This is a genomic window from Pseudoalteromonas sp. APC 3355 (genome assembly GCF_030407615.1).
In the GTDB taxonomy this organism is placed as follows: domain Bacteria; phylum Pseudomonadota; class Gammaproteobacteria; order Enterobacterales; family Alteromonadaceae; genus Pseudoalteromonas; species Pseudoalteromonas distincta.
This window is the reverse complement of sequence record NZ_JASDDB010000002.1, coordinates 39,661-66,628: the sequence shown is the minus strand read 5'-3', so window position 1 is coordinate 66,628 and position 26,968 is coordinate 39,661. Positions and strand designations below refer to the sequence as shown.

24 protein-coding genes and 1 other RNA gene are annotated in these 26,968 nt (G+C 40.2%); 8 read left to right on the top strand and 17 right to left on the bottom strand.

The genetic code is table 11. The annotated features are described in order from the left end of the window. Window position 1: 1 nt before the first annotated feature. Genes QMA08_RS03570 through mraZ form a run of 12 tightly spaced genes read right to left on the bottom strand, consistent with a single transcriptional unit; the run spans window position 2 to window position 13,446 of the window. Window positions 2-922 carry a D-alanine--D-alanine ligase gene (locus tag QMA08_RS03570; protein WP_290173713.1) on the bottom strand — a complete coding sequence of 307 codons (921 nt, stop codon included), beginning with the start codon at window positions 920-922 and terminating at the stop codon, window positions 2-4. Beyond that, window positions 919-2,370, bottom strand: a complete 1,452-nt coding sequence (gene murC, locus QMA08_RS03565; protein ID WP_039485322.1) for a UDP-N-acetylmuramate--L-alanine ligase — start codon at window positions 2,368-2,370, stop codon at window positions 919-921. The genes QMA08_RS03570 and murC overlap by 4 nt, the downstream gene beginning before the upstream one ends. After that, complete coding sequence (gene murG, locus QMA08_RS03560; RefSeq protein ID WP_290173712.1) at window positions 2,371-3,447, bottom strand: undecaprenyldiphospho-muramoylpentapeptide beta-N-acetylglucosaminyltransferase; 1,077 nt, start codon at window positions 3,445-3,447, stop codon at window positions 2,371-2,373. After that, window positions 3,444-4,619, bottom strand: a complete 1,176-nt coding sequence (gene ftsW, locus QMA08_RS03555) for a cell division protein FtsW (RefSeq protein ID WP_024606332.1) — start codon at window positions 4,617-4,619, stop codon at window positions 3,444-3,446. The genes murG and ftsW overlap by 4 nt, the downstream gene beginning before the upstream one ends. Continuing rightward, window positions 4,616-5,950 (bottom strand): UDP-N-acetylmuramoyl-L-alanine--D-glutamate ligase, encoded by a 1,335-nt coding sequence (gene murD, locus QMA08_RS03550; protein WP_290173711.1) that lies wholly within the window; start codon window positions 5,948-5,950, stop codon window positions 4,616-4,618. Before murD ends, ftsW begins: the two co-directional genes overlap by 4 nt. Then, a complete protein-coding gene (gene mraY, locus QMA08_RS03545; RefSeq protein WP_002957990.1) occupies window positions 5,951-7,033 on the bottom strand; it encodes a phospho-N-acetylmuramoyl-pentapeptide-transferase in 1,083 nt (360 codons plus the stop codon). It lies immediately after the preceding gene. Next, complete coding sequence (gene murF / locus QMA08_RS03540; protein ID WP_149593516.1) at window positions 7,033-8,415, bottom strand: UDP-N-acetylmuramoyl-tripeptide--D-alanyl-D-alanine ligase; 1,383 nt, start codon at window positions 8,413-8,415, stop codon at window positions 7,033-7,035. Before murF ends, mraY begins: the two co-directional genes overlap by 1 nt. Beyond that, a complete protein-coding gene (gene murE, locus QMA08_RS03535) occupies window positions 8,412-9,890 on the bottom strand; it encodes a UDP-N-acetylmuramoyl-L-alanyl-D-glutamate--2,6-diaminopimelate ligase (protein WP_290173710.1) in 1,479 nt (492 codons plus the stop codon). The genes murF and murE overlap by 4 nt, the downstream gene beginning before the upstream one ends. Continuing rightward, on the bottom strand, window positions 9,883-11,700 hold the full coding sequence (locus tag QMA08_RS03530) for a peptidoglycan glycosyltransferase FtsI (RefSeq protein ID WP_002957987.1): 1,818 nt from the start codon (window positions 11,698-11,700) through the stop codon (window positions 9,883-9,885). The genes murE and QMA08_RS03530 overlap by 8 nt, the downstream gene beginning before the upstream one ends. Next, window positions 11,697-12,023: a cell division protein FtsL gene (gene ftsL, locus QMA08_RS03525; RefSeq protein ID WP_002957986.1), complete on the bottom strand. Its 327-nt coding sequence runs from the start codon at window positions 12,021-12,023 to the stop codon at window positions 11,697-11,699. The genes QMA08_RS03530 and ftsL overlap by 4 nt, the downstream gene beginning before the upstream one ends. Then, window positions 12,020-12,958: a 16S rRNA (cytosine(1402)-N(4))-methyltransferase RsmH gene (gene rsmH / locus QMA08_RS03520; protein WP_290173709.1), complete on the bottom strand. Its 939-nt coding sequence runs from the start codon at window positions 12,956-12,958 to the stop codon at window positions 12,020-12,022. The genes ftsL and rsmH overlap by 4 nt, the downstream gene beginning before the upstream one ends. Window positions 12,959-12,987: 29 nt before the next feature. After that, complete coding sequence (gene mraZ / locus QMA08_RS03515; RefSeq protein WP_007582904.1) at window positions 12,988-13,446, bottom strand: division/cell wall cluster transcriptional repressor MraZ; 459 nt, start codon at window positions 13,444-13,446, stop codon at window positions 12,988-12,990. Window positions 13,447-13,943: 497 nt separating this feature from the next. On the opposite strand from mraZ, the gene QMA08_RS03510 reads away from it, so the two are divergent. The 3 genes from QMA08_RS03510 to QMA08_RS03500 are packed head-to-tail and all read left to right on the top strand — an operon-like array spanning window position 13,944 to window position 14,988. Then, window positions 13,944-14,282 (top strand): hypothetical protein, encoded by a 339-nt coding sequence (locus tag QMA08_RS03510; protein WP_002957982.1) that lies wholly within the window; start codon window positions 13,944-13,946, stop codon window positions 14,280-14,282. Window positions 14,283-14,288: 6 nt separating this feature from the next. After that, window positions 14,289-14,744 (top strand): hypothetical protein, encoded by a 456-nt coding sequence (locus QMA08_RS03505; RefSeq protein ID WP_024596382.1) that lies wholly within the window; start codon window positions 14,289-14,291, stop codon window positions 14,742-14,744. Window position 14,745: 1 nt separating this feature from the next. Then, window positions 14,746-14,988 carry a hypothetical protein gene (locus tag QMA08_RS03500; protein WP_149593511.1) on the top strand — a complete coding sequence of 81 codons (243 nt, stop codon included), beginning with the start codon at window positions 14,746-14,748 and terminating at the stop codon, window positions 14,986-14,988. Window positions 14,989-14,991: 3 nt separating this feature from the next. Here QMA08_RS03500 and QMA08_RS03495 read toward each other — a convergent pair whose 3' ends face one another. Together QMA08_RS03495 and QMA08_RS03490 are read right to left on the bottom strand one after the other, a co-directional pair. Continuing rightward, complete coding sequence (locus tag QMA08_RS03495) at window positions 14,992-15,966, bottom strand: glutathione S-transferase family protein (protein ID WP_290173708.1); 975 nt, start codon at window positions 15,964-15,966, stop codon at window positions 14,992-14,994. A 21-nt stretch (window positions 15,967-15,987) separates the two neighbouring features. After that, on the bottom strand, window positions 15,988-16,830 hold the full coding sequence (locus tag QMA08_RS03490; protein ID WP_290173707.1) for a pirin family protein: 843 nt from the start codon (window positions 16,828-16,830) through the stop codon (window positions 15,988-15,990). Between the two features lie 201 nt (window positions 16,831-17,031). Here QMA08_RS03490 and QMA08_RS03485 point away from each other — a divergent pair, with 201 nt between their 5' ends. Together QMA08_RS03485 and QMA08_RS03480 are read left to right on the top strand one after the other, a co-directional pair. Beyond that, window positions 17,032-20,136: an EAL domain-containing protein gene (locus tag QMA08_RS03485; protein WP_290173706.1), complete on the top strand. Its 3,105-nt coding sequence runs from the start codon at window positions 17,032-17,034 to the stop codon at window positions 20,134-20,136. A gap of 88 nt (window positions 20,137-20,224) precedes the next feature. Beyond that, window positions 20,225-21,112: a LysR family transcriptional regulator gene (locus QMA08_RS03480; RefSeq protein WP_138488550.1), complete on the top strand. Its 888-nt coding sequence runs from the start codon at window positions 20,225-20,227 to the stop codon at window positions 21,110-21,112. Window positions 21,113-21,115: 3 nt separating this feature from the next. On the opposite strand, the gene QMA08_RS03475 is transcribed toward QMA08_RS03480, so the two are convergent. After that, window positions 21,116-22,069, bottom strand: a complete 954-nt coding sequence (locus QMA08_RS03475; protein WP_290173705.1) for a YihY/virulence factor BrkB family protein — start codon at window positions 22,067-22,069, stop codon at window positions 21,116-21,118. A 127-nt stretch (window positions 22,070-22,196) separates the two neighbouring features. On the opposite strand from QMA08_RS03475, the gene QMA08_RS03470 reads away from it, so the two are divergent. Next, entirely contained in the window at window positions 22,197-23,276 is a 1,080-nt protein-coding gene (locus QMA08_RS03470) for a mechanosensitive ion channel family protein (protein WP_200219926.1), read from the top strand. 75 nt (window positions 23,277-23,351) lie between these two features. On the opposite strand, the gene rnpB is transcribed toward QMA08_RS03470, so the two are convergent. Then, an RNA gene (gene rnpB, locus QMA08_RS03465) (RNase P RNA component class A) lies at window positions 23,352-23,731 on the bottom strand. Window positions 23,732-23,772: 41 nt separating this feature from the next. Further along, window positions 23,773-24,630: a 16S rRNA (cytidine(1402)-2'-O)-methyltransferase gene (rsmI, locus tag QMA08_RS03460; RefSeq protein ID WP_290173704.1), complete on the bottom strand. Its 858-nt coding sequence runs from the start codon at window positions 24,628-24,630 to the stop codon at window positions 23,773-23,775. A 61-nt stretch (window positions 24,631-24,691) separates the two neighbouring features. On the opposite strand from rsmI, the gene QMA08_RS03455 reads away from it, so the two are divergent. Both QMA08_RS03455 and QMA08_RS03450 read left to right on the top strand, forming a co-directional pair. After that, window positions 24,692-26,569 (top strand): penicillin-binding protein activator, encoded by a 1,878-nt coding sequence (locus QMA08_RS03455; protein ID WP_002957971.1) that lies wholly within the window; start codon window positions 24,692-24,694, stop codon window positions 26,567-26,569. 24 nt (window positions 26,570-26,593) lie between these two features. Continuing rightward, complete coding sequence (locus tag QMA08_RS03450; protein ID WP_149602130.1) at window positions 26,594-26,965, top strand: YraN family protein; 372 nt, start codon at window positions 26,594-26,596, stop codon at window positions 26,963-26,965. The last annotated feature ends 3 nt before the right edge of the window (window positions 26,966-26,968 follow it).

Here is a 26,968-nt window from a genome sequence, read left to right as displayed (position 1 = left end):
ATTAAAGCGTTTGCTCTAAAATGCGAACAACTAATTGCTCAAAAGTTGCCCCGTTCGCTTTTGCAGCCATCGGTACTAGTGACTTTTCAGTCATGCCTGGTACTGTATTTACTTCAAGCAGGTAAAAATTCCCTTGCTCGTCTTGCATAGCATCAACACGACCCCAACCACTTGCACCCACTAAATCAAACGCATCTAGCGATATGGCTTGTAAGTACTTAGTATCTTGCTCTGATAAATCTGCAGGGCAATGATACTGGGTTGTATTTGATTGATATTTAGCTTGGTAATCGTAAAAACCATTAGGTGTCGTCATCTCAATGACTGGTTGTACATCGTCGCCAAGCACCGTAATTGTAAACTCACGACCAGTGATCCACTGCTCTACAAGTACTTGGTTATCAAACTTAAATGCATTAGCAAGTGCATCTTCAAGCTCTTGTGTTGTACTTGCTTGCGCCATACCTATGCTTGAACCTTCATGCGATGGCTTAACCATTACCTTTTTAAACTCATCCATAATGGCTGCAGCATCAAAGCCTTTTTTAGCATCAACTACGGTATAAGGTGCAGTACTTAAACCCGCTGATTTAAATAAGTGCTTACAACGTACTTTATCCATAGCAAGTGCTGAACCGAGTACATTACTGCCCGTGTAAGGCAAGTTCATAAATTCAAGTGCACCCTGCACTGTGCCGTCTTCGCCACCACGGCCATGCAAAGCAATAAAAACGCGATCTACATTTAATTCTTTTAACTCCCACAAAGAACGACTTTGTGGGTCAAATGCAATTGCATCAATACCACAATTTTGCAGCGCATTTAAAACAGCCTGACCCGATCGTAAAGACACTTCACGCTCTGCTGAGTTACCACCTAGCAGTACCGCTACTTTACCAAATTGTGTGTTTACCTGAGTCATACTTCACCTTGCTTAAGTTTTTCTATCGACATACCCGTTGCAGCTAATGTTTTAACTAACTGACCTATATTACCAGCGCCTTGGGTTAATACTAAATCATTGTTTTGTAAATTTGCGGCCAAAACACCTGCAAGCTCAGCATTTGTTGCTACGTGAAGCGGCTCTTTGCCACGTTGGCGAAGGCTACGGCATAAGCTTTTGCTGTCGGCCCCTACAATAGGATCTTCACCAGCGCTATACACATCAAGCAATAGTAACTGATCTACATCAGCAAGAACTTTTACAAAATCTTCGTATAAGTCGCGTGTACGAGAAAACCTATGAGGTTGATAAACCATTACTAAACGCTTATCAGGCCAACCTTCACGCACTGCTGCAATTGTTGCTGCAACTTCTGAAGGGTGATGCCCGTAATCATCAACTAACATCACGTTGCCCCGCTCGTTTTCAAATTCACCATAGTGCTGAAAACGACGACCAATGCCTTCAAACTTCTGCAGCGCTTCTAAAATTGCATGATTCGCAATGTTTTGATCTTTTGCAACAGCAATCGCAGCGGTTGCATTAAGTGCGTTGTGTCTACCTGGCATATTCAATGTGGCAGTTAAACACTCACCTTGTTTGTTAGTTACTGTAAATGTGCACGTATTAGCTGATTGGCTAAAGTCGCTCATGCGATAATCAGCATCTTTCGATTCACCATACGTAATAACTGGGCGACCAAAGCGAGGGATAAGCTCTGCTGCAACTTCAGAATCAATACATACAACAGCTAAACCATAAAACGGCAAGTTATGAATGAAATCGACATACGTGTCTTTCATTTTTTCAAGACTGCCGCCATAAGTATCCATGTGATCTTCTTCAATATTTGTGATCACCGAGACCATTGGCTGTAAGTGTAAAAACGACGCATCGCTTTCATCAGCTTCTGCTATTAAAAAATCACTTTTGCCTACTTTTGCGTTACTACCTGCGCTATTTAACAAGCCACCAATAATAAAAGTTGGATCAAGTCCTGCTTGTCCATAAATACTCGCAATTAGGCTTGTTGTCGTTGTTTTACCATGCGTTCCCGCAATCGCTATACCGTGGCGAAAACGCATTAGTTCTGCGAGCATTTCTGCGCGGCGCACAACAGGGATTCTTGCGGCTTTAGCTGCAATAATTTCAGGATTTGTTTCATCAATCGCGCTTGAAACAACCACTACATTGGCATCTTTCACGTTATTTTCATGATGGCCGATAAATACCTCAGCACCGGCTTTTATTAAGCGATCTGTCATAGCGCTATGAGCAATGTCAGAACCTGTAATACGGTAGCCTTCAAAAGCGAGTACTTCAGCAATACCGCCCATACCGGCTCCACCAATACCAATAAAGTGAATGGTTTCTATTCGGCGCATTGCTGGGCGCGTGTGTTTTTCTTGTACTGACGTTTCTTTCACTTATTTTCTCTTATTTGTTACTTGCTCACAGTGCGTTGCTACGCTTGCTGTGGCATCTAAAATGGCTTGTTTTTTTGCATTTGTAGCCATTTCAGTAATTAATGAAGGTTGGGCTAAATATGGGCTTAATAGTTCAACAATTGATTGTTTATTAAACTGCCCTTGTGGCATTAATAATGCGCCATTAGCCATCACTAAATATTGTGCGTTTGCTGTTTGATGGTCGTCCACGGCATGTGGAAAAGGAACAAAAACAGCCATTTTACCTGCTGCTGCAATTTCGCTAACAGTTAATGCACCAGCGCGGCAAACAACAATATCAGCCCAGCTATACGCCGCGTCCATATCATCAATAAATTCAGCTATTTTTGTATTACCATCCGCAAAGCCATGCATTTTATAAGCTGTTTCTACAGTAGATAAATGACCTTTACCTGTTTGATGCCATACGCTTATAGGAGCTGTATTATTTAGTACTTTAAATGCTTCTGGTAATGTTTGATTAAGCACTTGTGCACCGAGCGAGCCCCCTACCACTAAAATATTAATAGGGCTTGATACATCGCGTTTGGCTATACTCATAACGCTTTGGCGAACTGGGTTACCTACTAGCTCGGCTTGACCCTGTGCAAAAGCACTTGGAAATGCTGCTAATACACGTGTAGCCACCTTAGCTAGCAGTTTATTGCTCATACCCGCTACAGCGTTTTGCTCGTGAATAACCAGCGGAATACCTAAACTCTTTGCGGCAATTCCCGTGGGTCCCGTAACATAACCGCCCATTGCGAGTACTACATCTGGACGCTGTTCTTTCAATACCTTACGCGCTTGCAATACTGCATTAACTACCATGAATGGGGCTTTAATAAGACGTTTTAATCCGTTACCACGAACACCTTTTACATTAATAAAATCAATATCTATATTATGCTTAGGTACAACGCTTGCTTCCATTCGATCTGGTGTGCCAATCCAGCTAACTTGCCAGCCCTGCTGTTTTAAATAATCAGCCACTGCAATACCAGGAAAAATGTGTCCGCCAGTTCCACCAGCCACTACTACTAATTTTTTACTCATCGCTTGCCTCCACGTGAGGTGGCTTGTTTGGTTGCCATTTTGGTTTCAAAATCTACGCGCAATAAAATGCCCGTGGCAATGGTCATAATTAACAAGCTTGAACCACCATAAGAAATAAATGGCAGGGTTAAACCCTTAGTTGGCAAAATACCCGCGCTCGCACCTACATTCACCATGGTTTGAAATGCAAACCAAATACCAATGGCAAACGAAAAATAGCCTTCGTATTCTTTGCCACACTTAAGCGCTTGTTGGCCTATTAATAACGCTCTAAATACTAAAGTAGCTAATACCATTAAAATACTTACAACGCCTATTAAACCAAGTTCTTCACCTATTACAGCAAAAATAAAATCGTTATGCGCTTCAGGTAAATATTGCAGTTTTTGTACACTGTTACCTAAGCCTTGGCCAAACCAACCACCTTGGCTATAAGCCATTAGCGATTGAACCAACTGATAACCTTTACCAAAAGGATCATCCCAAGGGTCTAAAAAGCCGACAACACGCGCCATTCGATATGGTTCAACAATAATCAGTAATACAACCAAACCGACCCCCGTTAAAATAAGTACAAAGAACTGCCATAATTTAGCGCCAGCTAAAAACAGTAAACCAACCGTTGTTACAAACATAACAACCACTGTGCCTAAGTCGGGTTGCAGTAAAATAAGCAGCGCATACACTGCAAATACAGCTATTGGCTTTGCAAAGCCTTTAATATTTTCTTGTACTTCTTCGCGTTTTCTTACCAAATAACCCGCAATATAACTAAAAAAGTATAATTTAGCGGCCTCAGCAACCTGAAAACCAACAGGACCAATAGGTATCCATCGTTTAGCACCATTCACTTCACGCCCAACAATCAATACCGCTATTAACAGCACCATGCCTAATATTAATAAATAAGGGTTGGAACGTTTCCACCAATCCATTGGCACACAAACACTTATCCAAAAAAGCACAAAAGACATTGCCAAAAACATGCTGTGGCGAATAGTAATATGGTATGGGTCATCAAATAACCGCTCAGCGGTCGGCATTGAAGCGCTGGTTACCATGATAAAACCAACACCAATTAACATAATTACGCAGTATAGCAGCGGTACATCATACAACTGACCTGAAGGTTTTGGTGTTAATGCATCTCTTATATCGGCAAAAGCAATCATAGTTGCCCTGCCATAACACATTGAATAAAGTCATCACCACGTTGCATATAGTTGTTATACATATCAATGCTGGCACATGCGGGTGCTAACAAAACAATATTGCCTGTACTACTAAGTACGTTGGCCAAAGCAACGGCTTCTTCCATGTTGTTAGTTAAATAGCTCTTATTGGTAATCGCAGCTAAGTCACTTGCATCTTTACCAAAACAAATTAATGCTTTTACATGCTGTTCTATGTAGGGTTTAAGTGCGTTTAAATCAGCGCCTTTAGCATCGCCACCTGCAATAACAATCAGGTTTTCACCATCACTAGCCAAACTATCTATTGCAGCAATGGTCGCTCCAACATTCGTTGCCTTTGAATCGTTAAAATACTTTACACCGTTAAGCTCAGCTACAAATTGGCAGCGATGAGCCAATCCATTAAATTGACCTAACGCGTTCTTATATTGCGCTTTACTTACTTCAAACGGACTTAAAAGCGCCATTACTGCAAGCGTATTTAAATAATTGTGCTTACCCACTACCGCAAGCGTATCAACAGGTAAAAAGGCATCGCCTTTAACCATAAAGTGAGTTTCGCCATTGTGCTGCGCTAAATGGTAATCACCTTGTTGAGCACCAAAGCTAATTAGAGGAGCCGTACCACGCTCAACAGGATGTGTTTGACTATCGTCTGCATTGACAACAATAAGCTCTGCAAAATTATAAATACTTAGCTTTGAGTCTATATAAGCTTGGTAACTGTCGTAGCGGTCAAGATGATCTTCAGACACATTTAATACCGTTGCACTCACAGGTTTTAAACTCGTTGTGGTATCTAACTGAAAACTCGATAACTCAAGCACATACACATCAAAATCATCATTGAGTAAATCAAGTACCGCTGTGCCAATATTCCCACCCAAAGCAACTTTATAGCCGGCTTCTTTTAACACCTCATAAGCGAGCGTCACCACGGTTGATTTACCGTTAGAGCCCGTTACTGCAACAACAGGTTTTGTATTAATGCGTGCAAATAACTCAACGTCGCCAATCACTTCAACACCTGCGTTAATTACATCTGCAACAGCTGGTATTTTTAAGCTAAGCCCAGGGCTTATAATAATCATATCGCTTGAACAAAGCTCTGCGTCATCCAACTTACCGAAGTGGGTATCTAGAGTTGGCGCGTGCTCTTTTAACCAATCAATCCCCGGCGGGGTTACTCGGCTATCAACGACCTTTGGTGTGAGGCCATGAGATAATAGAAAACGCACAATGCCCAGACCGGTTACACCGAGTCCGAGCACTGTTATTTGTTTGTTTTTTATCTCGTTTAAATACTGCATTTATCGAATCTTTAAAGTAGCTAAGCCAGCAAGCACTAGCACAACAGAAATAATCCAAAAGCGCACAATAACGCGAGGCTCTGGCCAACCTTTTAATTCATAATGATGATGAATCGGCGCCATTCTAAAAATGCGTTGTCCGCGTAATTTATACGACCCCACTTGTAATATTACCGATAGTGCTTCCATTACAAATACACCGCCCATAATAATAAGCAGTAATTCTTGGCGTACTAAAACAGCAATAATACCTAATGCACCACCAAGTGCTAATGAGCCAACATCGCCCATAAATACTTGTGCTGGGTAAGTGTTAAACCATAAAAAGCCAAGCCCTGCGCCCACAATGGCAGTACACACAACTACAAGCTCACTCGCCAGCGGTAAATGTGGAATATGTAAGTAAGCCGAAAAGTTAATATTACCTGTTAAGTAAGCAATAATTGCCAATGCTGCAGCCACCAAAATAATTGGCACAATCGCCAAGCCATCTAAACCATCTGTCAGGTTTACCGCGTTTGATGTACCTACTATCGCAAAGTACGTAAGCACAATATAAAACAAACCTAATTGCGGTAATACGTCTTTAAAAAATGGAACAACAAGAGATGTCTCAGATGCTTGTGCACTGGTAAAGTACAAAGCAGTAGCTACAACTAATGCAATGACCGATTGCCAAAAGTACTTCCACTTAGCAATTAAACCTTTTGGGTCTTTACGAATAACTTTACGGTAATCATCAACAAAGCCAACAATACCTAATGAGCCAATTACAAACAGTGTTGCCCACACATATTTATTTGATAAATCGGCCCAAAGTAGCGTGCTGGTAAAAATAGCCGCTAAAATAAGTAAGCCACCCATAGTCGGTGTACCCGACTTAGACAAATGCGATTGAGGACCATCGTCGCGAACTGTTTGACCTATTTGCATACGTTGCAAACCACGAATTAACTTAGGCCCTAAATAAAGAGACATAATTAGCGCAGTTAAAATACCTAAAATGGCACGTAGCGTTAAATACGAAAAAACATGAAAACCACTAAAATACTGTGTTAAATACTCTGCCAGCCAAACTAACATTATGATACTCCATTGATGGCTTGTTGCTGGCCATTAACTAAATCGGTTACTAATAATTCCATGCGAGAACTGCGCGATCCTTTCACTACTATTGTTGTTTTTTTATTCACTTTATTAATGCTTTCTTGAATTTTTTGCTGCATCTGTTCGCGGCTCGAAAAGTGACGATTAGGGAGTTCAAACACATCACTTGCGTATTTACTTAACACGCCTAATGTAAATAACTCATCAATCCCTTGTTCAAGTGCATACTCGCCAACTTCTTGATGGTACTTACGTGCATCTTCACCAAGCTCACCCATATCTCCGAGTGCTAAAATGCGGTGACCTTGCATATCACTTAACAAGTCAATCGCAGCCTTTACCGACTTAACATTGGCATTATAAGTATCATCAACCACGGTAAGTAAATCAGACACTTCAATTAAATTAACGCGCCCTTTTACATCACCCATTGTGGCAAGTGCATTGGCTATTTCTTCAAGGGTTACATCAAATTCACTGGTCAGCGCCGCAGCGATAAGTGCATTACTAATATTATGCTTACCAGGTAGTGCCAAAGTAACAGGCACTTGCTTGTTTTTAGTGCAAAGCGTAAAGCTTGCACGTGCATTGGCATCAAGCGTGATGTTCTCTGCCCAAATGTCTAGTTTTTCGGTTGTAGAAAAGCGTTTAACATTACGCCCTTCAAGTTTATCTAACCAATACTGGCTAAATTCACTATCGCAATTAACAATGGCAACACCGTCATCTTTTAGGCCATCAAAAATCTCACCTTTAGCTTTTGCAACGCCCATTAAGCTACCAAAACCTTCCAAGTGGGCTGCTGCAACATTACATACAACGGCCACATCTGGTTTTGTCATTGCCGTTGTGTAAGCAATTTCACCTAAGTGATTTGCACCTAGCTCAATAACAGCAAAACGATGTTGAGGCTCTAAGCGCAATAACGTAAGTGGGACGCCAATATCGTTGTTAAAATTACCTTTAGTAGCTAATACATCACCGTGAACCGACAAAATTGCCGCACACATTTCTTTTACGGTGGTTTTGCCTACACTCCCTGTAATTGCAATTGTTTTAGGCGCCACTTGCGCCATAACCGCAGTGCCAATTGCACCTAGTGCAATACGTGTATCGCTTACTATAAATTGTGGAATATCTACATCAACTTTGTGCTGAACAATAACGCCTATAGCGCCTTTTTGTTTAGCCTCAGCTATAAATTTATGGCCATCAAAATTTGGCCCTTTCAGTGCTAAAAACACTTCGCCATCGCACACTGTACGAGTATCAGTATTTATATTTAGCACGTGTTGATTATCACCTTGATAATCGGTTGTTAGTACATTAGCTAACCAATCAAAATCCATTGGGATCATTGTGTTATCCCTCTTACTGCTTTTTTTAGTTGTTCTTGTACATAGCGGCGATCGCAAAAGTCGATGCGCTTATCGCCTATAATTTGATAATCTTCGTGGCCTTTACCTGCAATCAAAATAACATCATCAGCTGTAGCATTTTCTATAGCTAAACGAATTGCAGTTGCTCTATCAGCCTCTAAATGTGCATTTTGAGGATGGGTTAGACCGCCTGCTACATCTGCAATAATGTCATCAGGATTTTCAGATCGAGGGTTATCGCTGGTAATAATAACTTTATTAGCGTTTTGCTCTGCAGCTTGCGCCATTAATGCGCGCTTACCTTTGTCTCTGTCGCCACCGCAACCAAATACACAACTTACACCACCTGGCACATGCAACTGCAATGCTTGTAATGCAAGTGCAAGTGCATCGGGTGTATGGGCGTAATCAACAACACACGTTGGCATGCCAGCTTGACTAAAAGCTTGCATTCGACCAGCGACTGGCTGTAACTGCGCACAACCAGCAACTAGTTGCTCAAGCGGATAATCTAGCCCTAGTAATGTAGCGAGCGCTGCCGTTAAGTTATATAAGTTGAATTCGCCAAACAGAGGCGATTTAATAGAAATATCACCCCAACTTGTCGACAACTGCGCCGAAATACCTTCACTTGAATATTCAACATCAGAAAAATAAACGTATCGGGCATTCTTAGGAGCTAAGTTTTTGCGGCCATAACAAATTAGGTTATTAAAATCATACTTTTCAAGCCATTGCTCAGCTTGAAAGTCATCTTGATTGAGCACTACAACTTGCGGCTCAAAATCACGGAAAAGCATTAATTTCGCATCACCGTAACTTGCCATATCACCATGGTAATCTAAGTGATCGCGCGAAAGATTAGTAAACACAGCCGCTTTAAACTGACATTTAGCAACGCGTTGTTGCACTAACCCATGAGATGATACTTCCATGGCTACCAGCTTTTTATGCTGCGAATTTAAATCGCTCAAAATATGCTGTAAATCAACTGTTGAAGGCGTAGTGTTTATCAGTGGAATTAAGTTATCAGGATGACCATAACCTAAAGTGCCAATAATAGCCGAATCAGTACTGCAAAATTGCGCTAAGTGGGCAATCATTGCTGTGGTTGTCGATTTACCGTTTGTACCTGTCACACCAATTAAATCAAGAGCCTGACTTGGCTGGCTATAAAAGCGACTTGCTAATTCTGGAAGCTTTTTATCAAGCTCCGAAACTAAATATAGTGGCTCAAAACTTGTTTCAAATTCACATAATCTGTCAGCAATAATAGCTGTTGCGCCATTTTCAATTGCTTTATTAATAAATTGACCGCCATCAAGTGCATGGCCTTTAATAGCAACAAATACATCACCTGGCGTTACTTCACGGCTATCAAGGCGTAAATGTTTTACCAGTTGCGAGGGCGCATCTATTTCGATGTATTTTAAAATATCCTTTAAATCACGCATCGTTATCTTTACCTTGTACGTACGCAACCTCTTCCTTGTCAGGCGCTACGTTTAATATTCTTAATGCGTTAGAGATGATTTCTGCAAATGCAGGGCCAGCGGTGGCACCTCCATAGTACACATCACCACCTGGTTCATTAATCATAACTACCACGGCTAAACGAGGATTACTTGCCGGTGCTACACCTGCAAAGTAACCTACATATTCATCACCATAACCACCTGCTACGGCTTTTTTAGATGTACCTGTTTTACCGGCAGCACGATACCCATCAACTTTTATGTTGCGAGCAGTACCGTCTTTTTCAAATACACTTTCCATCATGTGGACTACGGCTTCTACGTCTTTTTGTTTAAAAATACGTTCGCCTTCAGGTATATTATCTTGCTTTAAAATAGTCAGTGGTCGATTAACTCCACCAGCGCCTAACATGGTATAAAAGCGCGCCATTTGCGCAGTACTTACCGAAATTGCATAACCAAATGATAAAGTTGCAATTTCAAAGTCAGACCAACGACGATTTGGATAAAACAAACCACTGCTTTCACCTACCATTCCAGTACCGGTGTCACTGCCAAAGCCTACTTTTTGATATAAGCCTACAAGGTAATCTTTAGGCACTAACTGAGTAACCTTCGCAACCCCCATATTTGAGGAGTACTTTAGTATTTCGCGCAGTGTTAGTTCGCCGTGATTACGAGTATCTCTAACTAAACTACCACCTAAACGCATCCAACCTGGGTAGGTATCAATCGTGTCATCTGCCTGAATGGCGCCGTAGTCTAGCCCAGCCAAAATGGCTAGAGGCTTAACAGTTGAGCCTGGTTCAAACAAATCTGTAATTGCGCGATTACGACGCTTATGAGGTGCAGCATCGCTTAAGTTGTTTGGATTAAATGAAGGGCTATTTACCATTGCCAGTACTTCACCGGTTTTAACATCAACTACCATAGCTGAGCCCGATGTGGCTTTGTAAGTCAGTACAGCTGATTTTACAGCTTTGTAGGCAATAGCTTGAATTCGTTGGTCAATACTTAGTTCTATACTTTCTGGCTCTACGCGCTCACGCTCGTCAAGCACTTCTACTTCACGCCCTTGTGCGTCTTTACGTATAGTGCGGCGGCCTTCCTCGCCCGTTAAAGCGTTTTCGTATAGCTTTTCAATGCCTTCAATGCCTTTACCATCTATATTAGTAAAACCAATAACATGAGCGGTAACCTCACCGGCGGGGTAATAGCGTTTAGATTCATCTAGCAAATGAATACCTGGTAGGCGTAAATCGCCAATATAATTTGCTACAGCAGGAGTAACTTGGCGCTTTAAATAAACAAAGCGACGCGAGGGATCGTTTAATAGTCGAGAGTTAATCTTCTTAGGATCAATGCGCAATACATCAGCAAGCTCACGCCAGCGTAAATCGTTTTTATAATATAGTGCAGTACGCTTATCAAGCTCGGCGGTATTTTCAGCTAAAGATAAATGATCTTCGCCGCTTTTACGTGCTTGTTTAATTACTTTAGAGACAAGCGACTTGTGCAATGCTTTAGGATCAGCATATACACTTACCACAGGCACACTTACCGCTAACTCTTTACCATTACGGTCAAAAATCATCCCGCGTTGCACATGTAGTTTTTCAACGCGCACGGTTCGTTTGTCACTTTCTGAACGTGCTTTATCAGGTTCTATTACTTGTAAATAAGCAGCGCGAGATACGAGTGTTACAAACACCATAAACACAACTGCACACACCAGCATAAAGCGCCATGTGATTAAATTAGTGACTGGTTTTTTGCCTCTATTTCTCATTGTACTATTATTACCTGCTCATCTTGACTCGTAGGTCTTTTCATTTTCAATTGTGATGTAGCTACTTCTTCAATGCGTGCATGTTGCGAATAAAATTCTTCTTCAACAAGTAAGTAGCGCCACTCTAAATCGAGCTCATCGCGTTCTTGTAATAATTGATCTTGCTGTATAAGTTGGCCACGAGCTAAGTGGGTTGTTTGCACAACAGCTAAACTAGAAGCGAATATCACAACCAACAAGGCCGAGGTTAGCTTATTAGCTCCTAGGCCTTTTAATATTTCAAAGAATAAATTAGGTTGCCGATAGCTCGCTTTTTTACTCATCCCAACCTCTGTGCAATCCTAAGTACAGAACTACGAGAACGTGGATTACGCTCTACTTCTGCAGCACTTGGCTTAATAGCTTTACCCACTGCTTTTAACGTCAGATTTTTATTTATTTGTGCATCAGTTAAAGGCAGACCTCTGGGTAATGCTTCTCCCTTACTCTGTTTTCTAATAAACTGTTTTACAATACGGTCTTCTAAAGAATGAAACGAAATCACCACTAAACGTCCGCCTGGCTTTAGCACTTTAACTGCAGACTGAAGCGCAGTTTGAATTTCTTCAAGCTCACTATTAATGTAAATACGAATAGCCTGAAAAGTACGGGTAGCTGGGTGTTTAAACTTATCTTTTACCGGTACAGCTTCATCAACAAGGTCAGCAAGCTGCTTGGTAGTTGTGATTGGCGTGTGCTCACGAACTTCAAGTACTTTGTGTGCAATGCGTTTACCAAACTTTTCTTCGCCCAATTTTTTAATTACGTGGGTAATATCATCCAACTCAGCCTCTGCTAACCACTGTGCTGCACTGCGACCTGTTGTAGGGTCCATACGCATATCGAGTGGGCCCTCTTTCATAAAACTAAAGCCACGCTCAGCGTCATCTAGTTGTGGTGACGAAACACCAATGTCTAATAAAATGCCATCGACTTTACCAATTAGATCGTTTTGCTGTGCTACTTCGTATAAGTTTGAAAAGCGAGTGTGTGCAATTGCAAAACGTGGGTCATCAGCAAATTTTTCAGCTGATTGTATTGCTTGTGGATCTTGGTCAATTGCTTGCAGGCGACCTTCATCACCAAGGCGTGCTAAAATTTGCCCAGAGTGGCCACCACGTCCAAATGTACCATCCATGTATATGCCGTCTGGCTTAATTGCAAGGGCATCGATGGTCTCATCCATTAATACGGATACGTGTTCAAATTGCGCTGTCATTAGCTATTGTGTGCCTTTTTTTTGTGCCGTTAGAGTGTAAAATTATCTAAATCTTGGTTAGGTTCAAAATCACCAAGCCTTTCAAGCTCAGTATCTTGCTGCATTTGCTCGTGCCAACGCGCCTCGTCCCAAATTTCAAACTTATTCATCAAACCAACCAGCATGATTTTTTTGCCAAGAGATGCATGGGCACGTAATGACGGCGCAAGCAAAATTCGACCATTTTTATCAAGTTGATACTCTGTAGCGTTACCTAGCAACATACGTTGCATTCGTCGAGCTCGTGGATTCATATTAGATATTTTCGCTAAACGGCTTTCTATTTCGAGCCACTCAGCCAATGGATATAACCATAAACACGGTTCATTTAATGCGACGGTACAAATAACTGTCCCCTGATCTTCAGACAACAGAGATTCTCGGTACTTTGTCGGTACCGCAAAACGCCCCTTATCATCCAAACTCAGTGAACTCGCACCACGAAACATAAAAAACCTACTTTGAAATTGTTTTATTCAATTTTTTGTTTATTTTATCCAATGAGATCCACTAAAAACCACTTTTTACCACAGTGCTCCAGTTTAGGGCTTGACAAGCCATTTTGTCAAGTAAGCTGACCAGCTTTAGTGAGTCTCAAAGCTAGAAAAAATAAGGGCTCAAGCGAAGCGTTTGAATTACGTGGGAAAAAGTGGGATTGAGGTAAAGAAAAATACCAGCTTTGCTTTTATAACTTTCTGTTTACATGCATTGCTTACTGAATAACCAATGAATATTTACAATTTTTAAGGCGTTTTTATCCTCTTTGTAAAATTTACCTAGCCGTGTAGTAATAGTTACTGTTTATTTTAAAATACTAATTATCAAAAATTAAAAAAATACAAACAAAACCTATCAAATTCATTAGGTTAAAATAAATAACAAGTTTGGTTTAATCATTGCATCATCTAAATCACTATTTAAATTTTTAACTTATTAAGGATTGATTATGGCTACTGCAACGAATACGAAACCAAATACAACTTCAGATGTTAAGCCTGACGTTAAACTAACAAATACTGAGTCTCCTCTTACAGAGAAAGCAACATCAGCGGCGCACGATGCTGTAGATGCACTTTCTAGCAAAGCTGCAACAGCTGAAAGCAGTGTGCGTAAAGGAGCTTCTAGCTCAGCAGATGCATTAAGCGAAAAACAACTTATTGCACGTGAAAAACTAAGTGAATGTACTGCAAAAACTCGTGCTTTTGCTTCTGAAAACCCATTAGCAACGGCGGGTATTGCTTTTGCTGCGGGTATGCTAATCACATCACTACTTCGTCGTAAGTAATTAGTGATGAATAACCCACAAACAACAGCAACCAAGGATGGTAATGCGCAAGACCAAACTACTGAGCAACATAGCCAAAAGGACGATTGGCAAGATCATGTTGCAATGCTTTTAGAGTATTCTAAGCAGCTCAAGGATGATTACCAAACTCAAGGAAAGATCACCCACCAGCTTGCTAAAGCTGAATGGCGGTTATCGCTTAGATCGCTTGCATTGATCACTATATTTTTAGGATGCTTTGCCAGTGGTTTGGTTTTGTTGTGGGCAGGATTTCTAGGTGCTGTTGGATACGGTGTATACGATGTTTTTGGGTCGGTATGGCTAAGTATTGCAACAGCTACTTTGCTACAAGTTGCTTGTTTAATATGGCTTTGGAAAAATACAGTTTACTTAAGCAATAAAATTGGCTTTAGTAAAACGCTTAAAAGTTTAAAGCAGCTATTTAACCTACAAGGAAATTAGTATGTTAGTTAACTACTTAATTAAAGCACCTAATGAAAACGTTGATGCTCTAAGTAAGCAAATGGATACGCGCAGTGAATTGAAACGCCAACATCATGCAGCGTTTCAATATAGACTAAAGCGTTTTGCCGCAACCAAAGTGGGGCTTTCAAGTGCCTTTATCGCAGGTGCAGCAGTTCAAGCTGGTAAAAGCGAAACCAGTTTGGTAAGAAAATACGGCTGGCTAGTAAACCTAATAGCTTAAGCGCTAAACATTTCTACCGTGATCAGATAAGTAATCAATACTTGGACCACTTGGCACAACTTGTGTTGGGTTGATCATTGTGTGACTAAAGTAGTAATGACGCTTAATATGATAAAAATCAACTGTTTCAGCCACTCCTTTAACTTGATATAACTCTCTAAGGTATCCACTTAATGCAGGATAGCTTTCAATTGTGCGTAAATTACATTTAAAATGGCCAACGTACACACTATCAAACCGAATGAGAGTGGTGAATAGTCGCCAATCTGCCTCGGTGAGCCTATTATCTGTTAAATAACGCTGCTTGCTCAGTATCCCCTCTACTTTATCGAGTGCTTTGAATAAATCGTTAAACGCCTCTTCGTATGCATCTTGAGTTGTTGCGAACCCCGTACGATAAACACCATTATTTATATTTGGATAAATCAACGCATTTAATTCATCAATTTTTGGTCGTAGTGCCTCTGGGTAGTAGTCATCGTTATTACCTGTTAACTCATTAAACGCACTATTGAACATACGTATAATATCGGCAGACTCATTACTGACAATTTTATTTAGCTTTTTATCCCACAATACAGGTACGGTGACTCGCCCGGAATACTCAGGATTATTTTTTGTATACACTTGATGTAAGTAGTTACTATTAAATAAAGCATCACCAGTACTGTGGTTTTGCGTATCAAAAGCCCAACCATTATCAAGCATATCAGGGCTAACAACAGACACCGTAATTAAATCTTGCAGTCCTTTTAACGCTCTAAATATAAGCGTTCGATGCGCCCAAGGACACGCAAGGGATACATATAAATGATACCTGTTGGCTTGTGCTTTAAAACCGGCCTCGCCCGTTATTCCAGCGCTACCATCAGCAGTTACCCAGTGACGTAACTGCGCCGTTTCGCGCTCAAACTTACCGTTACTTGAATCTGTGTCGTACCATTTATCTTGCCATTGGCCGTTAACTAATAATCCCATAAAACTCTCCTAAAAATACCGTTATATTTTGCCAAACTCACCGTTTTGATAATCACGCACTGCTTGCTGTACTTCTGCTTGCGTCGTCATTACAAACGGACCCATATGAGCAATTGGCTGATTAAGTGGAGCGCCTGCTAAAACCAAAACTCCAGCGCCTTGTTCAGAGCTAATATTAATATCACTGCCTGGTTCTAAAATAAGTAACTTACCCGCTGGTATTGTTTGATTGTCGCTCGTAATTAGTGAGCCGCTATGAATATAAAGCATTACTTTTTGTTGGCTAAGAGGCTCTAAATAAGTGCTTTTACCAGCAGGTAACGTAATATCAGCGAGCGCCGCATTAGCAGCTAAACTTTGCAGCTCGCTTGTAAGCGTTTCACTTTCGAACTGCCACGATCCCGCAAGTGTTTTTAACGTCACGCCTTGCGTGTTTGTGAAACTCGGGGCTGGGCTTTTAGTCGTATCTTGATAACGTGAATCACGCATTTTTTCTGCGCTTGGCATGTTTATCCAAATTTGAAAGCCATGCAGACCATCTATAGCATCAGCGAGTGGCATTTCACTGTGCATGACGCCGCGCCCTGTACTCATCCATTGCACATCGCCTGCTTTAATTGCTTCTCTGTTACCCATTTGGTCACGATGTTCAAAGCCACCTTTTAGAATATAAGTAAACGTTTCAATTCCTCGGTGCGGATGCTCAGGAAAGCCTCCCATATAATCTTTTTTGTCATCTGACTTAAGTTCATCAATCATCAAAAATGGATCTAAATATTTACCATCAAACCCAGGTATACGGCTAATGCTCACGCCATCGCCATCTTGAGTTGCATAAGCTGTAAGTATTTTTGATATTTTCATTTTTTAATTCACTCTAAAGAATAAGTTTATGAGGCTATTAAATCATTCATTAAACAAAACAACTATGTCTTTAAATCGAGCTTAAGGTTCTAATAAATAGAACGACATTGATTCATTGGTTACATTTTCAACCTTATAATTACTATGGTTATTTGGAGTGAATTTGGCTACAATTGTTATTGCAAAATACGAAACTAAGGAATGGTTATTTTTACTTATTCTCTCAAACATCAGCTTTATCGTTTGCTTATATTGCTAAGCATTCCGGGCACAGCTGTAATTATTTTTACTCTGCTGCTTGAACGCCACCACTCTATTGAGCAAAGTGAAAAAAAAGTAGAAAACATTGCTAAGCAATTAATTTTACAGCAAAAGCACTTAGTCGATGATATTAACCGTTTAGCGCGTTATTTGGCTAAAGAGGAAAGTAAAAAAGAAAATTTAGCAACGTCCTGCCCTAATTATTTTAATCAATTTAGAGCTATTTATGCCCATGTTGCCAATATCGGGATTATAGATCCAAATGGCATTGTTATGTGTACAACAAGCGGGTTAGCCAAAACTATAAGTATTGCAGATCGTGCGTATTTTCAAAATGCCTTAAAAAGTAACCAATTGTCGGTAGGTTATTTTCAGCACGACCGAAGCCTGCAAAAAAACACCCTTAACTTTGCGTTGCCTATCATTAATAAAAAAAATGTAATTCAGGGCGTTGTAGTTATCGTTGTTGCGCTTGACTGGTGGAACAATGCTTTTAATAATATTGAACTGCCGACTGGCTCTATTGCTGCAATCGCTGATTCTAATGGAAAAATTTTAGCGCGTTACCCACCAACAACTGCAGCCCTTGGCGATAATATTGCAAAGACTTTATTAGCAACTGATTCTTCGATTGATAATGAGGCATCAACAAAAATAAAATCTATTGAGGGTGAAGATCGAATGCTTCATCACTCTATTATTTATAAAGATCCGAGTAATAACAGCTTAAATATACATATTGCACTTCCTATTACTCATGCTTTAAAGCAAATAAATAATAATTTTTTTATAGCGATTGGTGTGTTTATTTTATCACTGCTAGTGCTATGTTTAATTGCCCGTAAGCTGCTTAAAACCAGCATTATCGACCCAATTAATAATCTAACAAATGCAACAAACGTGTTGGCTAAGGGCGAAATGCCGTCACAAAAAATACAGCCAAATAATCCAGAGCTAAATACTCTCTATCAGCGCTTTAAATCAATGGCGCAAACCAGGTTAACAGCCGAGGCTAATTTAAAAAACAAGCACGATGAGCTTACCAGCTTGCTTAATACTCTACCCGACAGTTACGTTAGAATTAACATCCATGGCGATATTCTCAACATAACGGGGCAATTTAAGCCTCAAGTAAACCCAAACAGCACTGCAGCACCTCATTTATCATCAATACTTTCTCACAACAATGTGCAGCTTTTGTTATCGCAGTTATCTAAGCTTGATGTTTCGAGTAATTTAGAATTTACACTCGAAAAATCAGATCCTAAACGCAGCTTTGAAGCGCGTATTAGTGCAATGCAAAGTAAAAATGAATACGTTGTTGTGCTAAGGGATATAACACAACGAAAAATAAATGAAGAAGCACTCCACCTTGCCTCGCTGGTGTATAACAACAGTAGTGAAGGCATGGCAATCACCGATCCAGCGGGTATAATATTTGATGTAAACCCTGCGTTTTGCAAAACGACTTTATATAATAAAGAAGAAGTTATTGGGCGATCCTCTTCAATTCTTTCATCAGGAAAACATGATAAGAATTTTTACAATAAAATGTGGTCTGAATTACAGCAAACAGGCCGCTGGCAAGGCGAGGTTATTAACCGTAAAAAGAACGGGCAGCTTTACTCTGAGTGGCTCACAATCGATACGGTTTATGATACAAACAAAGCACCTATTCGTCGAATCGCGATATTCACAGACCTCACTGAGAAAAAACAAGCCGATGAAACAATTTGGCGACAAGCTCACTATGATCACCTAACTGACTTACCAAATCGTTTAGAGTTAAAGGAGCGATTAAGTCAACGATTTTCAAATGTTGTTACTCCCGACAATCAATTGGTTGTCATGCTTTTAGATATTGATCACTTTAAAGATATTAATGACACATTAGGCCACCACTATGGCGATAACTTATTAAAACTCGTATCGCAACGCATAGTTCAGTCGGCAAAAAATGCTGAGTTTGTGGCACGTATTGGTGGTGATGAGTTTGTTATTGTATTTAATCGTATAAAAAGTACGCGTCATATTAATCAAATTGCCAGTAATATTTTGCTTAGCCTATCGTCGGCTTTACATCTTGAAAACGAAGAATTATTTATTAGCGCCAGCATGGGCATAGCATGCGCCCCTAATGATGGTGAAAATACTGAACAGCTTTTAAAAGCAGCCGATCAGGCTATGTATAAAGCAAAAAGTAATGGTCGTAACTGTTTTGAATTTTTCTCTGCTGACATGCGCGAATATGCACACGCGCGCATGGTGCTATTAAAAGACTTACGAAGTGCCATTGAACTTGAACAGTTTGAGTTGTTTTATCAGCCCATTGTTGCTTTGAATGATTTACATATTCATAAAGCTGAAGCACTTATTCGTTGGCAACATCCCGAAAAAGGCCTAATTAGCCCTGTCGCATTTATTCCTCTTGCTGAAGAGACCAGGCAAATAAATGCAATTGGCCAATTTGTATTTGCTCAAACTCTGCAAACGCTTAACGATATAAAAACCCTAACCGATGACACTTTTCAAATAAGTGTAAACGTGTCGCCAGTGCAGTTATCCACGCCAGAGAGTGGTATAGATGAATGGTACGATATGCTAAAAGCTGCAAAATTACCTGCATCCTCAATTGTGGCAGAAATAACTGAAGGCCTAATGATTAACCCCGAAGCATTAACGCAACGTCGCTTAAAAGAAATAGTAAAATCAGGGATGCAGCTTGCCCTTGATGATTTTGGTACAGGATATTCGTCACTCGCTTACTTACAAGAAATGGATACCGATTATTTAAAAATAGATAAACGTTTTGTTGATAATATCCAAGTAGGCAGTCAAGAACTTGCACTGTGTGAAGCAATAATTGTTATGGCGCATCAACTGGGCTTAAAAGTAATCGCCGAAGGAATTGAAACTAAATTACAAATGCAGCTATTACTTGAAGCCGGATGTGATTACGGACAAGGTTATTTATTTTCAAGACCTTTAAATAAAAGCAGTTTTATGGCACTTCTAGCTGATAAAAAAGTCGCTTTATTAAAATAAATAAACAAAAAATCACTGTTACGCAATAAATAATGCGTCTGCGCGGTCAAGTTAAGCAATCAGATATAAGTAGTAACAGGATTTAAAAATGGCAAAAGCAACATTAGAGCAATGGCGAATGTTTAAAGCGGTTGTGGATCACGGCGGATTTGCAGGCGCAAGTGCGGCTGTACATAAAAGTCAGTCAACCGTACACCATGCTGTTCAAAAACTTGAAGCCGCCTTGCAAATTAAGTTGCTTGAAGTAAAAGGTCGTAAAGCATTTTTAACCGATAGCGGTAAACTAATTTTACGCAGAGCTGAATTTTTAATTGAAGAAGCAACTAAAATAGAATCGGTAGCAAGTACACTAAGCGAAGGCGTAGAAAGCACGTTAAAAATAGCTGTTGATGAGGTTTTTCCACACACCATTTTATACCAGGCACTTGCTAAAACGAGTGAACTTTACCCGCTTTTAAAAATTGATTTAGTAGAAAGCGTGCTAACCGGTGCAAACGAATTATTACATAACTCAGTGGTTGATTTAGCCATTTCATCAATCCCTATCTATGGAATTAGTTGCAGTACGTTATGCGATATAGAGTTTATAGCCGTTGCGCATAAAGACCATGTATTACACCAACAAACTGAACAACTCAACTTTCGCGATTTAAAGCTACACCGGCAAATAGTAGTTCGCGACTCAGCAACACACACCAGTCACAATGATGGCTGGTTAGGTGCTGATATGCGCTGGACAGTCAGCCATTTACGCAACTCTATTGATATGGTTAGTCAAAATTTGGGTTACGCTTGGCTGCCAAAAACACAAATAGCACATTTAATTGAAAATAAAACGCTCATCCCACTTAATTTAGACCAAGGTACAACCCGTACCCTTAATTTATATTTAATGTGCAACGACAACGACAGGCTTGGTCCTGCAGCACAAGAGTTTAAAGAGCAGCTTACGGCTCTCACTAACTTAGCTAGCTAATAGCTATTCATTTTTTACATCGAGGTGATCTGCTACATAGGCGCCTCGCTGTCCACGCTCTTTAGCCGGTCCTACAGTGCTATCTTTACCTGTTTGCTGCTCAGTAGCTGCATTAATTACAGCACCTAATGTGATTATATAAGCGCTGATATACAACCACATCAACATGATCACTACACCACCTAGTGAGCCGTAAGTTTCGTTGTAACTAGAAAAACGCGACACATAAAAAGAAAAACCTATAGATGCCAAAATCCAAAGCACAGTAGCAATAGACGACCCCATCGTGATCCAACGCCATTTGGCCGGTTTACGATGTGGGGCATAACGATATAAAAGTACCAATGCAAAATTAAAGGTAAAAGCTAATAATGGCCAAGAGATGAGTTTAATTAATAAATCTATACTTTCTTTTAGCCCCACTAAATTAAGCACAATAGGTAAAATACCAATAATTAGTAGCGCAAAAATTGCGACAACAATCGCCCCTACTGAAAATAAAAAGCGTACTAATTGAGCCTGAAAAAATGAACGCTTTTCATATTCACGATAACTAATATTACACGCAGTAATAAGTGCTTGGCTGCCCTTAGAACTACTCCAAATAGTAAGTATAAGCGTACCGATTGCACTTAAGCTCAAGCTGGCACTTGATGTTTTTGCAAGGCTAGAAACCTGAGATAAAATTAGTTCACTGGTACTTGGTGGGAGCAAAGTAACTATTTTACTTAAATGCTCACTTATATCTGCAGGGGATGAAAAGTACGCATACACAGATACCATCGCCGCAATGGCCGGAAAAATAGCAAGTAACGCATAAAATGCCACACCCGCTGCCACTATAGATAAGTTATCTTCACTCATTTGCTTAAAAATGCGTTTAACAATATCCCACCAACCTATAAAAGGGATATGACCAGGCTGCTCAGCTTGCTGTCCTCGTTTAGCTTCTTTCATTCTAAACCTCAATATTTGTATTACATTACTACAGCAAAATGTTTGCCAAGTTAAATAAAGTATTTGGTACTAAACTTGCTATTACCTAATATTAACGATTATAAAAACCAAACACGGACGATAAACCATGCCTAGTAGCCAATCAAACATTATAGCTTTAAACAATACGCCTCCCAGCACGCAAAGTTTTCAAGGCGATGTGTTTACGTGGCAGTTTTTTCATGAACAAGCTGTGCAATTACTTCATGCAACAGCGCAAATATTACCCACACTATTACTCGGTATAATACTTTTAGCATTGAGCTATTTAATTGCAGGGCCACTTTCTCGATTGCTTATAAAGCCTATTGACTACATGACTGACAGTAAACTAGTTCATCTAGTTGTAAGGCGCAGTATAAGCACTTTAATTATTTTATTTGGCGTGTACTTATTCCTGCGTTTAGCAGGGCTTACCGAGTTTGCTGTTGCCATTATGAGTGGCACGGGACTAATTGGACTTATATTAGGTTTTGCCTTTAGAGACATAGCTGAGAACTTTATCGCTAGTTTATTACTGAGCATACAAAGGCCTTTCAAAATCGACGATGTAATTGAAGTAGACAATCGTTTAGGTGTTGTTAAAAAAGTAACCGCAAGAGCAACCACACTTGTTGATTACGATGGCAATCATATTCAAATACCCAATGCGACGGTATATAAAAATACCATTAAAAACCTGACTGCCAATCCAAAAATGCGCGGAAAAGTAGAAATTGGTATTGGCTATGATAACGATATACGCAGCACACAAACCCTCGCCCTAGATATTGCCAATCAACAAAATGCGGTGCTTAGCGATCCACCCGCGCAAGTTTTAATAAAAAACTTAGGCTCATCTACTATTAACTTCGTTTTGTATTTTTGGGTTAATAGCGAGCAACACAGTCCATTAAAAGTAGCTTCCCAGCTTATGCGCGAATTAGTCAATGAATTCACAAAACAAAACATCAGTATGCCTGATGACGCACGAGAAAGAATTATACTCACCGACCCTAGTGAAAATGTTTCTAGCTTAGAGGAAAAACAACCATCGCAAATACAAAGCGAAAAAAATGAAACTGTTGATCAAACTAAAACGCTTGATGATGTGAGCAGTGATACCGACGAAATACGTGAACAAGCAGAGCAATCAAGAGACCCAGAACAAGGTAAAAATATTATTTAAAGATGCTTAAATTGTATTAACTAAAATTTAGACACAAAAAAGCCCGCAGGGTTAACTGCGGGCTTTTCTGTTGAATGAGTGAGTCAGCCTATAAGCCGGGTTTTGTCCTTTCCGAAGAAAGTGATAATCATTCGTCTAGGCCATAAATCGCTCTATGGCTCAAGCAACCTACCCGGTTCTCACGTGGGCCACGCGTTCATTATTTAAAATGATAGAACCCTATTTGGTCTTGCTCCGAGTGGAGTTTACCTTGCAACCGACTATTACTAGCGGCCCGGTGCGCTCTTACCGCACCCTTTCACCCTTACCAATCCGAAAATTGGCGGTCTCCTCTCTGCTGCACTTGTCGTGGGCTCACGCCCCCCAGCCGTTAGCTGGCACTCTGCCCTATGGAGCCCGGACTTTCCTCCCCCTGATCATTTTCGTCACAGGCAGCGATCATCTTGGCTGACTCGGCGCGCAGTATACATGAGGCTAATACCAAGCGCAGTAAAATTTACTCTTTTTCTTCAATAATTGTTTTGTATAAAGCGTTTTTCTTCATTCCAAAGTATGCGGCTACAACTCCACAGGCTTTTTTCATTGGCATTTCACTTTCAAGAAGTGCCAGCATTTTGCGCGCTTCAGGCGGAACATCGTCTATTTGCTTTGGTTTGCCCGCAAGCATAAGCACTATTTCGCCGCGCTGCTTGGTAGGATCATCAGTTAAAAACTGTTTAAGCTCACTTACACTACCATTAAAAAATGTTTCAAAGGTTTTGGTTAGCTCTTTAGCAAACACAACGTGTTGATCGTCGCCAAGTGCTAGTGCTAAATCATCAAGGCTTGCCATAATACGGTGCGTACTTTCGTACATTATGCTGGTGATACCTGAGTTAACAGCTTCGATAAAAAAGTCTTGGCGAGCTTTACTTTTAGCTGGCGTAAAACCAATAAACTGAAAGCGGTCGGTTGGTAAGCCTGAACAACATACGGCTGTAATGGCAGCACATGCACCTGGGATAGGTGTAACATGAGCGCCTTGTTCGCGACATAGATTTACAACCGCATAGCCTGGATCACTAATTAGTGGCGTACCAGCGTCAGATACTAAAGCAATATTTAAACCTTGATTAAGTTGATCAATAATTTGTTGTGCTTTTTGCTTTTCGTTGTGGTCGTGTAATGCAAACGTTTTTGCCTTAATTCCAAAGTGGCTAAGTAGCTTGCCGGTATGGCGAGTGTCTTCAGCAGCTATTAAGTCAACTTGCGATAATGTCGCAATGGCACGGTGACTTAAGTCGTCATAATTGCCAATTGGGGTGGCAACAATGTAAAGAGTGCCAATTTTCTGTGAATTCTCCTCATTTAACATTGAGGTCTCCTGCGTCAGTCAGTAATATAAGCAAATCGCGTTAACGTATTGGGAAATCATTGTGCGACTTAAACTAGTTAGTCTATTAATTATATTGTCAGGGTTATCGGCGTGTAGCACAACCGAAAAACCAACTAAAAACAGCGATAACGTAAGTAACCGCACTAATGCACTGCAAAATCAGGCAACCAGTGCGCAATCTATCTATCAATTGGCGCAAAACCGCCAAGGTGCCGATAAAATACAGTTATTGTATAGCGCCCGTGATGCTGCAATTAGTGAGCAAAACTGGCCTTTGTTAGAGAAAATTGGTAATGAGCTTGAATTAACCGCAAGTGTTGATCAAATCCAAAACCGTCTTTATATTGCATTTGCACAAAAACAACAGAATAAGAATGATCAAGCTTTGGTGATTTTACAATCGCTTGACGGACAACTTACTCAACCTGAGCATTTTGCTTGGCATCAGTTTTTAACAGCCAGTATTTATGCATCGCAAAATTTTCCTAAAAAAGCTGCCCCCTATTTCTTTAGAGCCTCTGAAACAGCAACAAAAAACAATATAGAAATCCCTCAGCTCAATCAAAATTTGTGGGATAACTTAAAACAGCTCTCTTCATATGCGCTTGAACGTTTTAACCGTGGTTCGGTTATCCAGCAAGGCTGGGTAAACCTTGGTCTATACTATCAAGTATATGCTAGTAGTGGCGTGGAGCTAGACCAAGCAATTAATAATTGGCGCAGGCGCTATATTGGGCATCCGGCTTTTTCTGTATTACCTGAACAAGACGAAATGCTTACTGAGCTCGCCCCTATTAATATAGAGCGTTTAGTTGTGTTGTTTCCACAATCAGGCCCTAACGAACGCTTAGGTGATGCGCTTAAAGCCGGTGTGTTAGCTGCACTTGATACGCAAACTATCAACGACACTATTTTTATTGATGAAAACTTAAGTACAGAAGAAATTGCAGCGCAACTTGAAGAAATAAAGCCTGATTTTGTAATTGGTCCTCTACTTAAAGCAAATATTGATAAACTAGCCAATGCACAAACTCTTATTGATACTCCGGTACTGCATTTAAACACCTTTGATGGTGAGCGCATTTCGCTTCAGCATTATTACTTTGCATTGAACCCTGAGCACGAAGTACAACAAGCTCTGGAACACTTTTTAACTAAGGGCTATCAAAAGCCTATGCTGCTTGCGCCAAATAATGCAAATGGCCAACGTTTAGTTGATTATTTTAACCTACAGTGGCAACGCTACAGCGAAACCAAGCCACAAATCGGTTTTTATAATGATAAAAAAGATATGCCGAACACAATTACCAGCTTATTAGAAGTTGATAAGTCAAAAGATCGCATACAAACAGTTAAAGCATTATTTAAGCAAGAAGTAGAAAACGAAACGCGTTCACGCAGTGATATAGACGTTATTTATATTTTGGGTGATGCAATAGAAACTCGCTTAATTAAACCTTACCTTGATGTAAACGTCAGTACATTTGCTGATCGTATCCCACTTTATGCAAGCTCTAAAAGTCATAGTAAACAAATTGACAGTACAGACAAAGGCGACTTAGACGGCCTATACTTCACTGAATTACCGTGGATGCTTGATTCACAAATTAAACAACATAATTTACGCCAGCAGTACAACTCTCTATGGCCAGAGCAAATTGATATTAGCCAACGCTTATTTGCAATGGCATACGATGCAGTATCAATATTACATGACATTAGACAGTTAAGCGTAATGCCTGGTAATCAATATAGTGGTTTAAGTGGTAAGTTGTCTGTTAATACCAGCGGCCATATAGAACGTATGCTCGACTGGGCTCAATATACAAACCGTCGCATTAAGCCTGTGCAATTAGAAACACAACGCCCGGTACCATTGTTTATGCAATCAGCGGGTGATATACAAACTATAAATTAAACTTTATTAAGTTAAGGGGGCGGCATGTCGTGGTTTAAAGAGCTGTGGCACAATAGTCGCGAAAAAGGCCTGTATTATGAGCTTGAAGCGCAAAAATACTTAGTTACTCAAGGCTTAACACCCATTGAACGTAATTATTACTGCCCCTTTGGCGAGCTTGATGTCATTATGAAAGAAGGCGACACCCTTGTATTCATTGAGGTCAAGTTTCGCAAAAATAATGCCCGTGGCGGTGCCAACTATGCACTTAGCCCACAAAAACAAGCTCGATTAAAACGTAGTATTTATCATTACTTAGCAGCTAAAAATTTAACTAACCAAGCACTAAGAATTGATTATGTAGCCATTACAGGAGAAGCATCTCCTAATATTAATTGGCTTAAAAATGTATTTTAAACG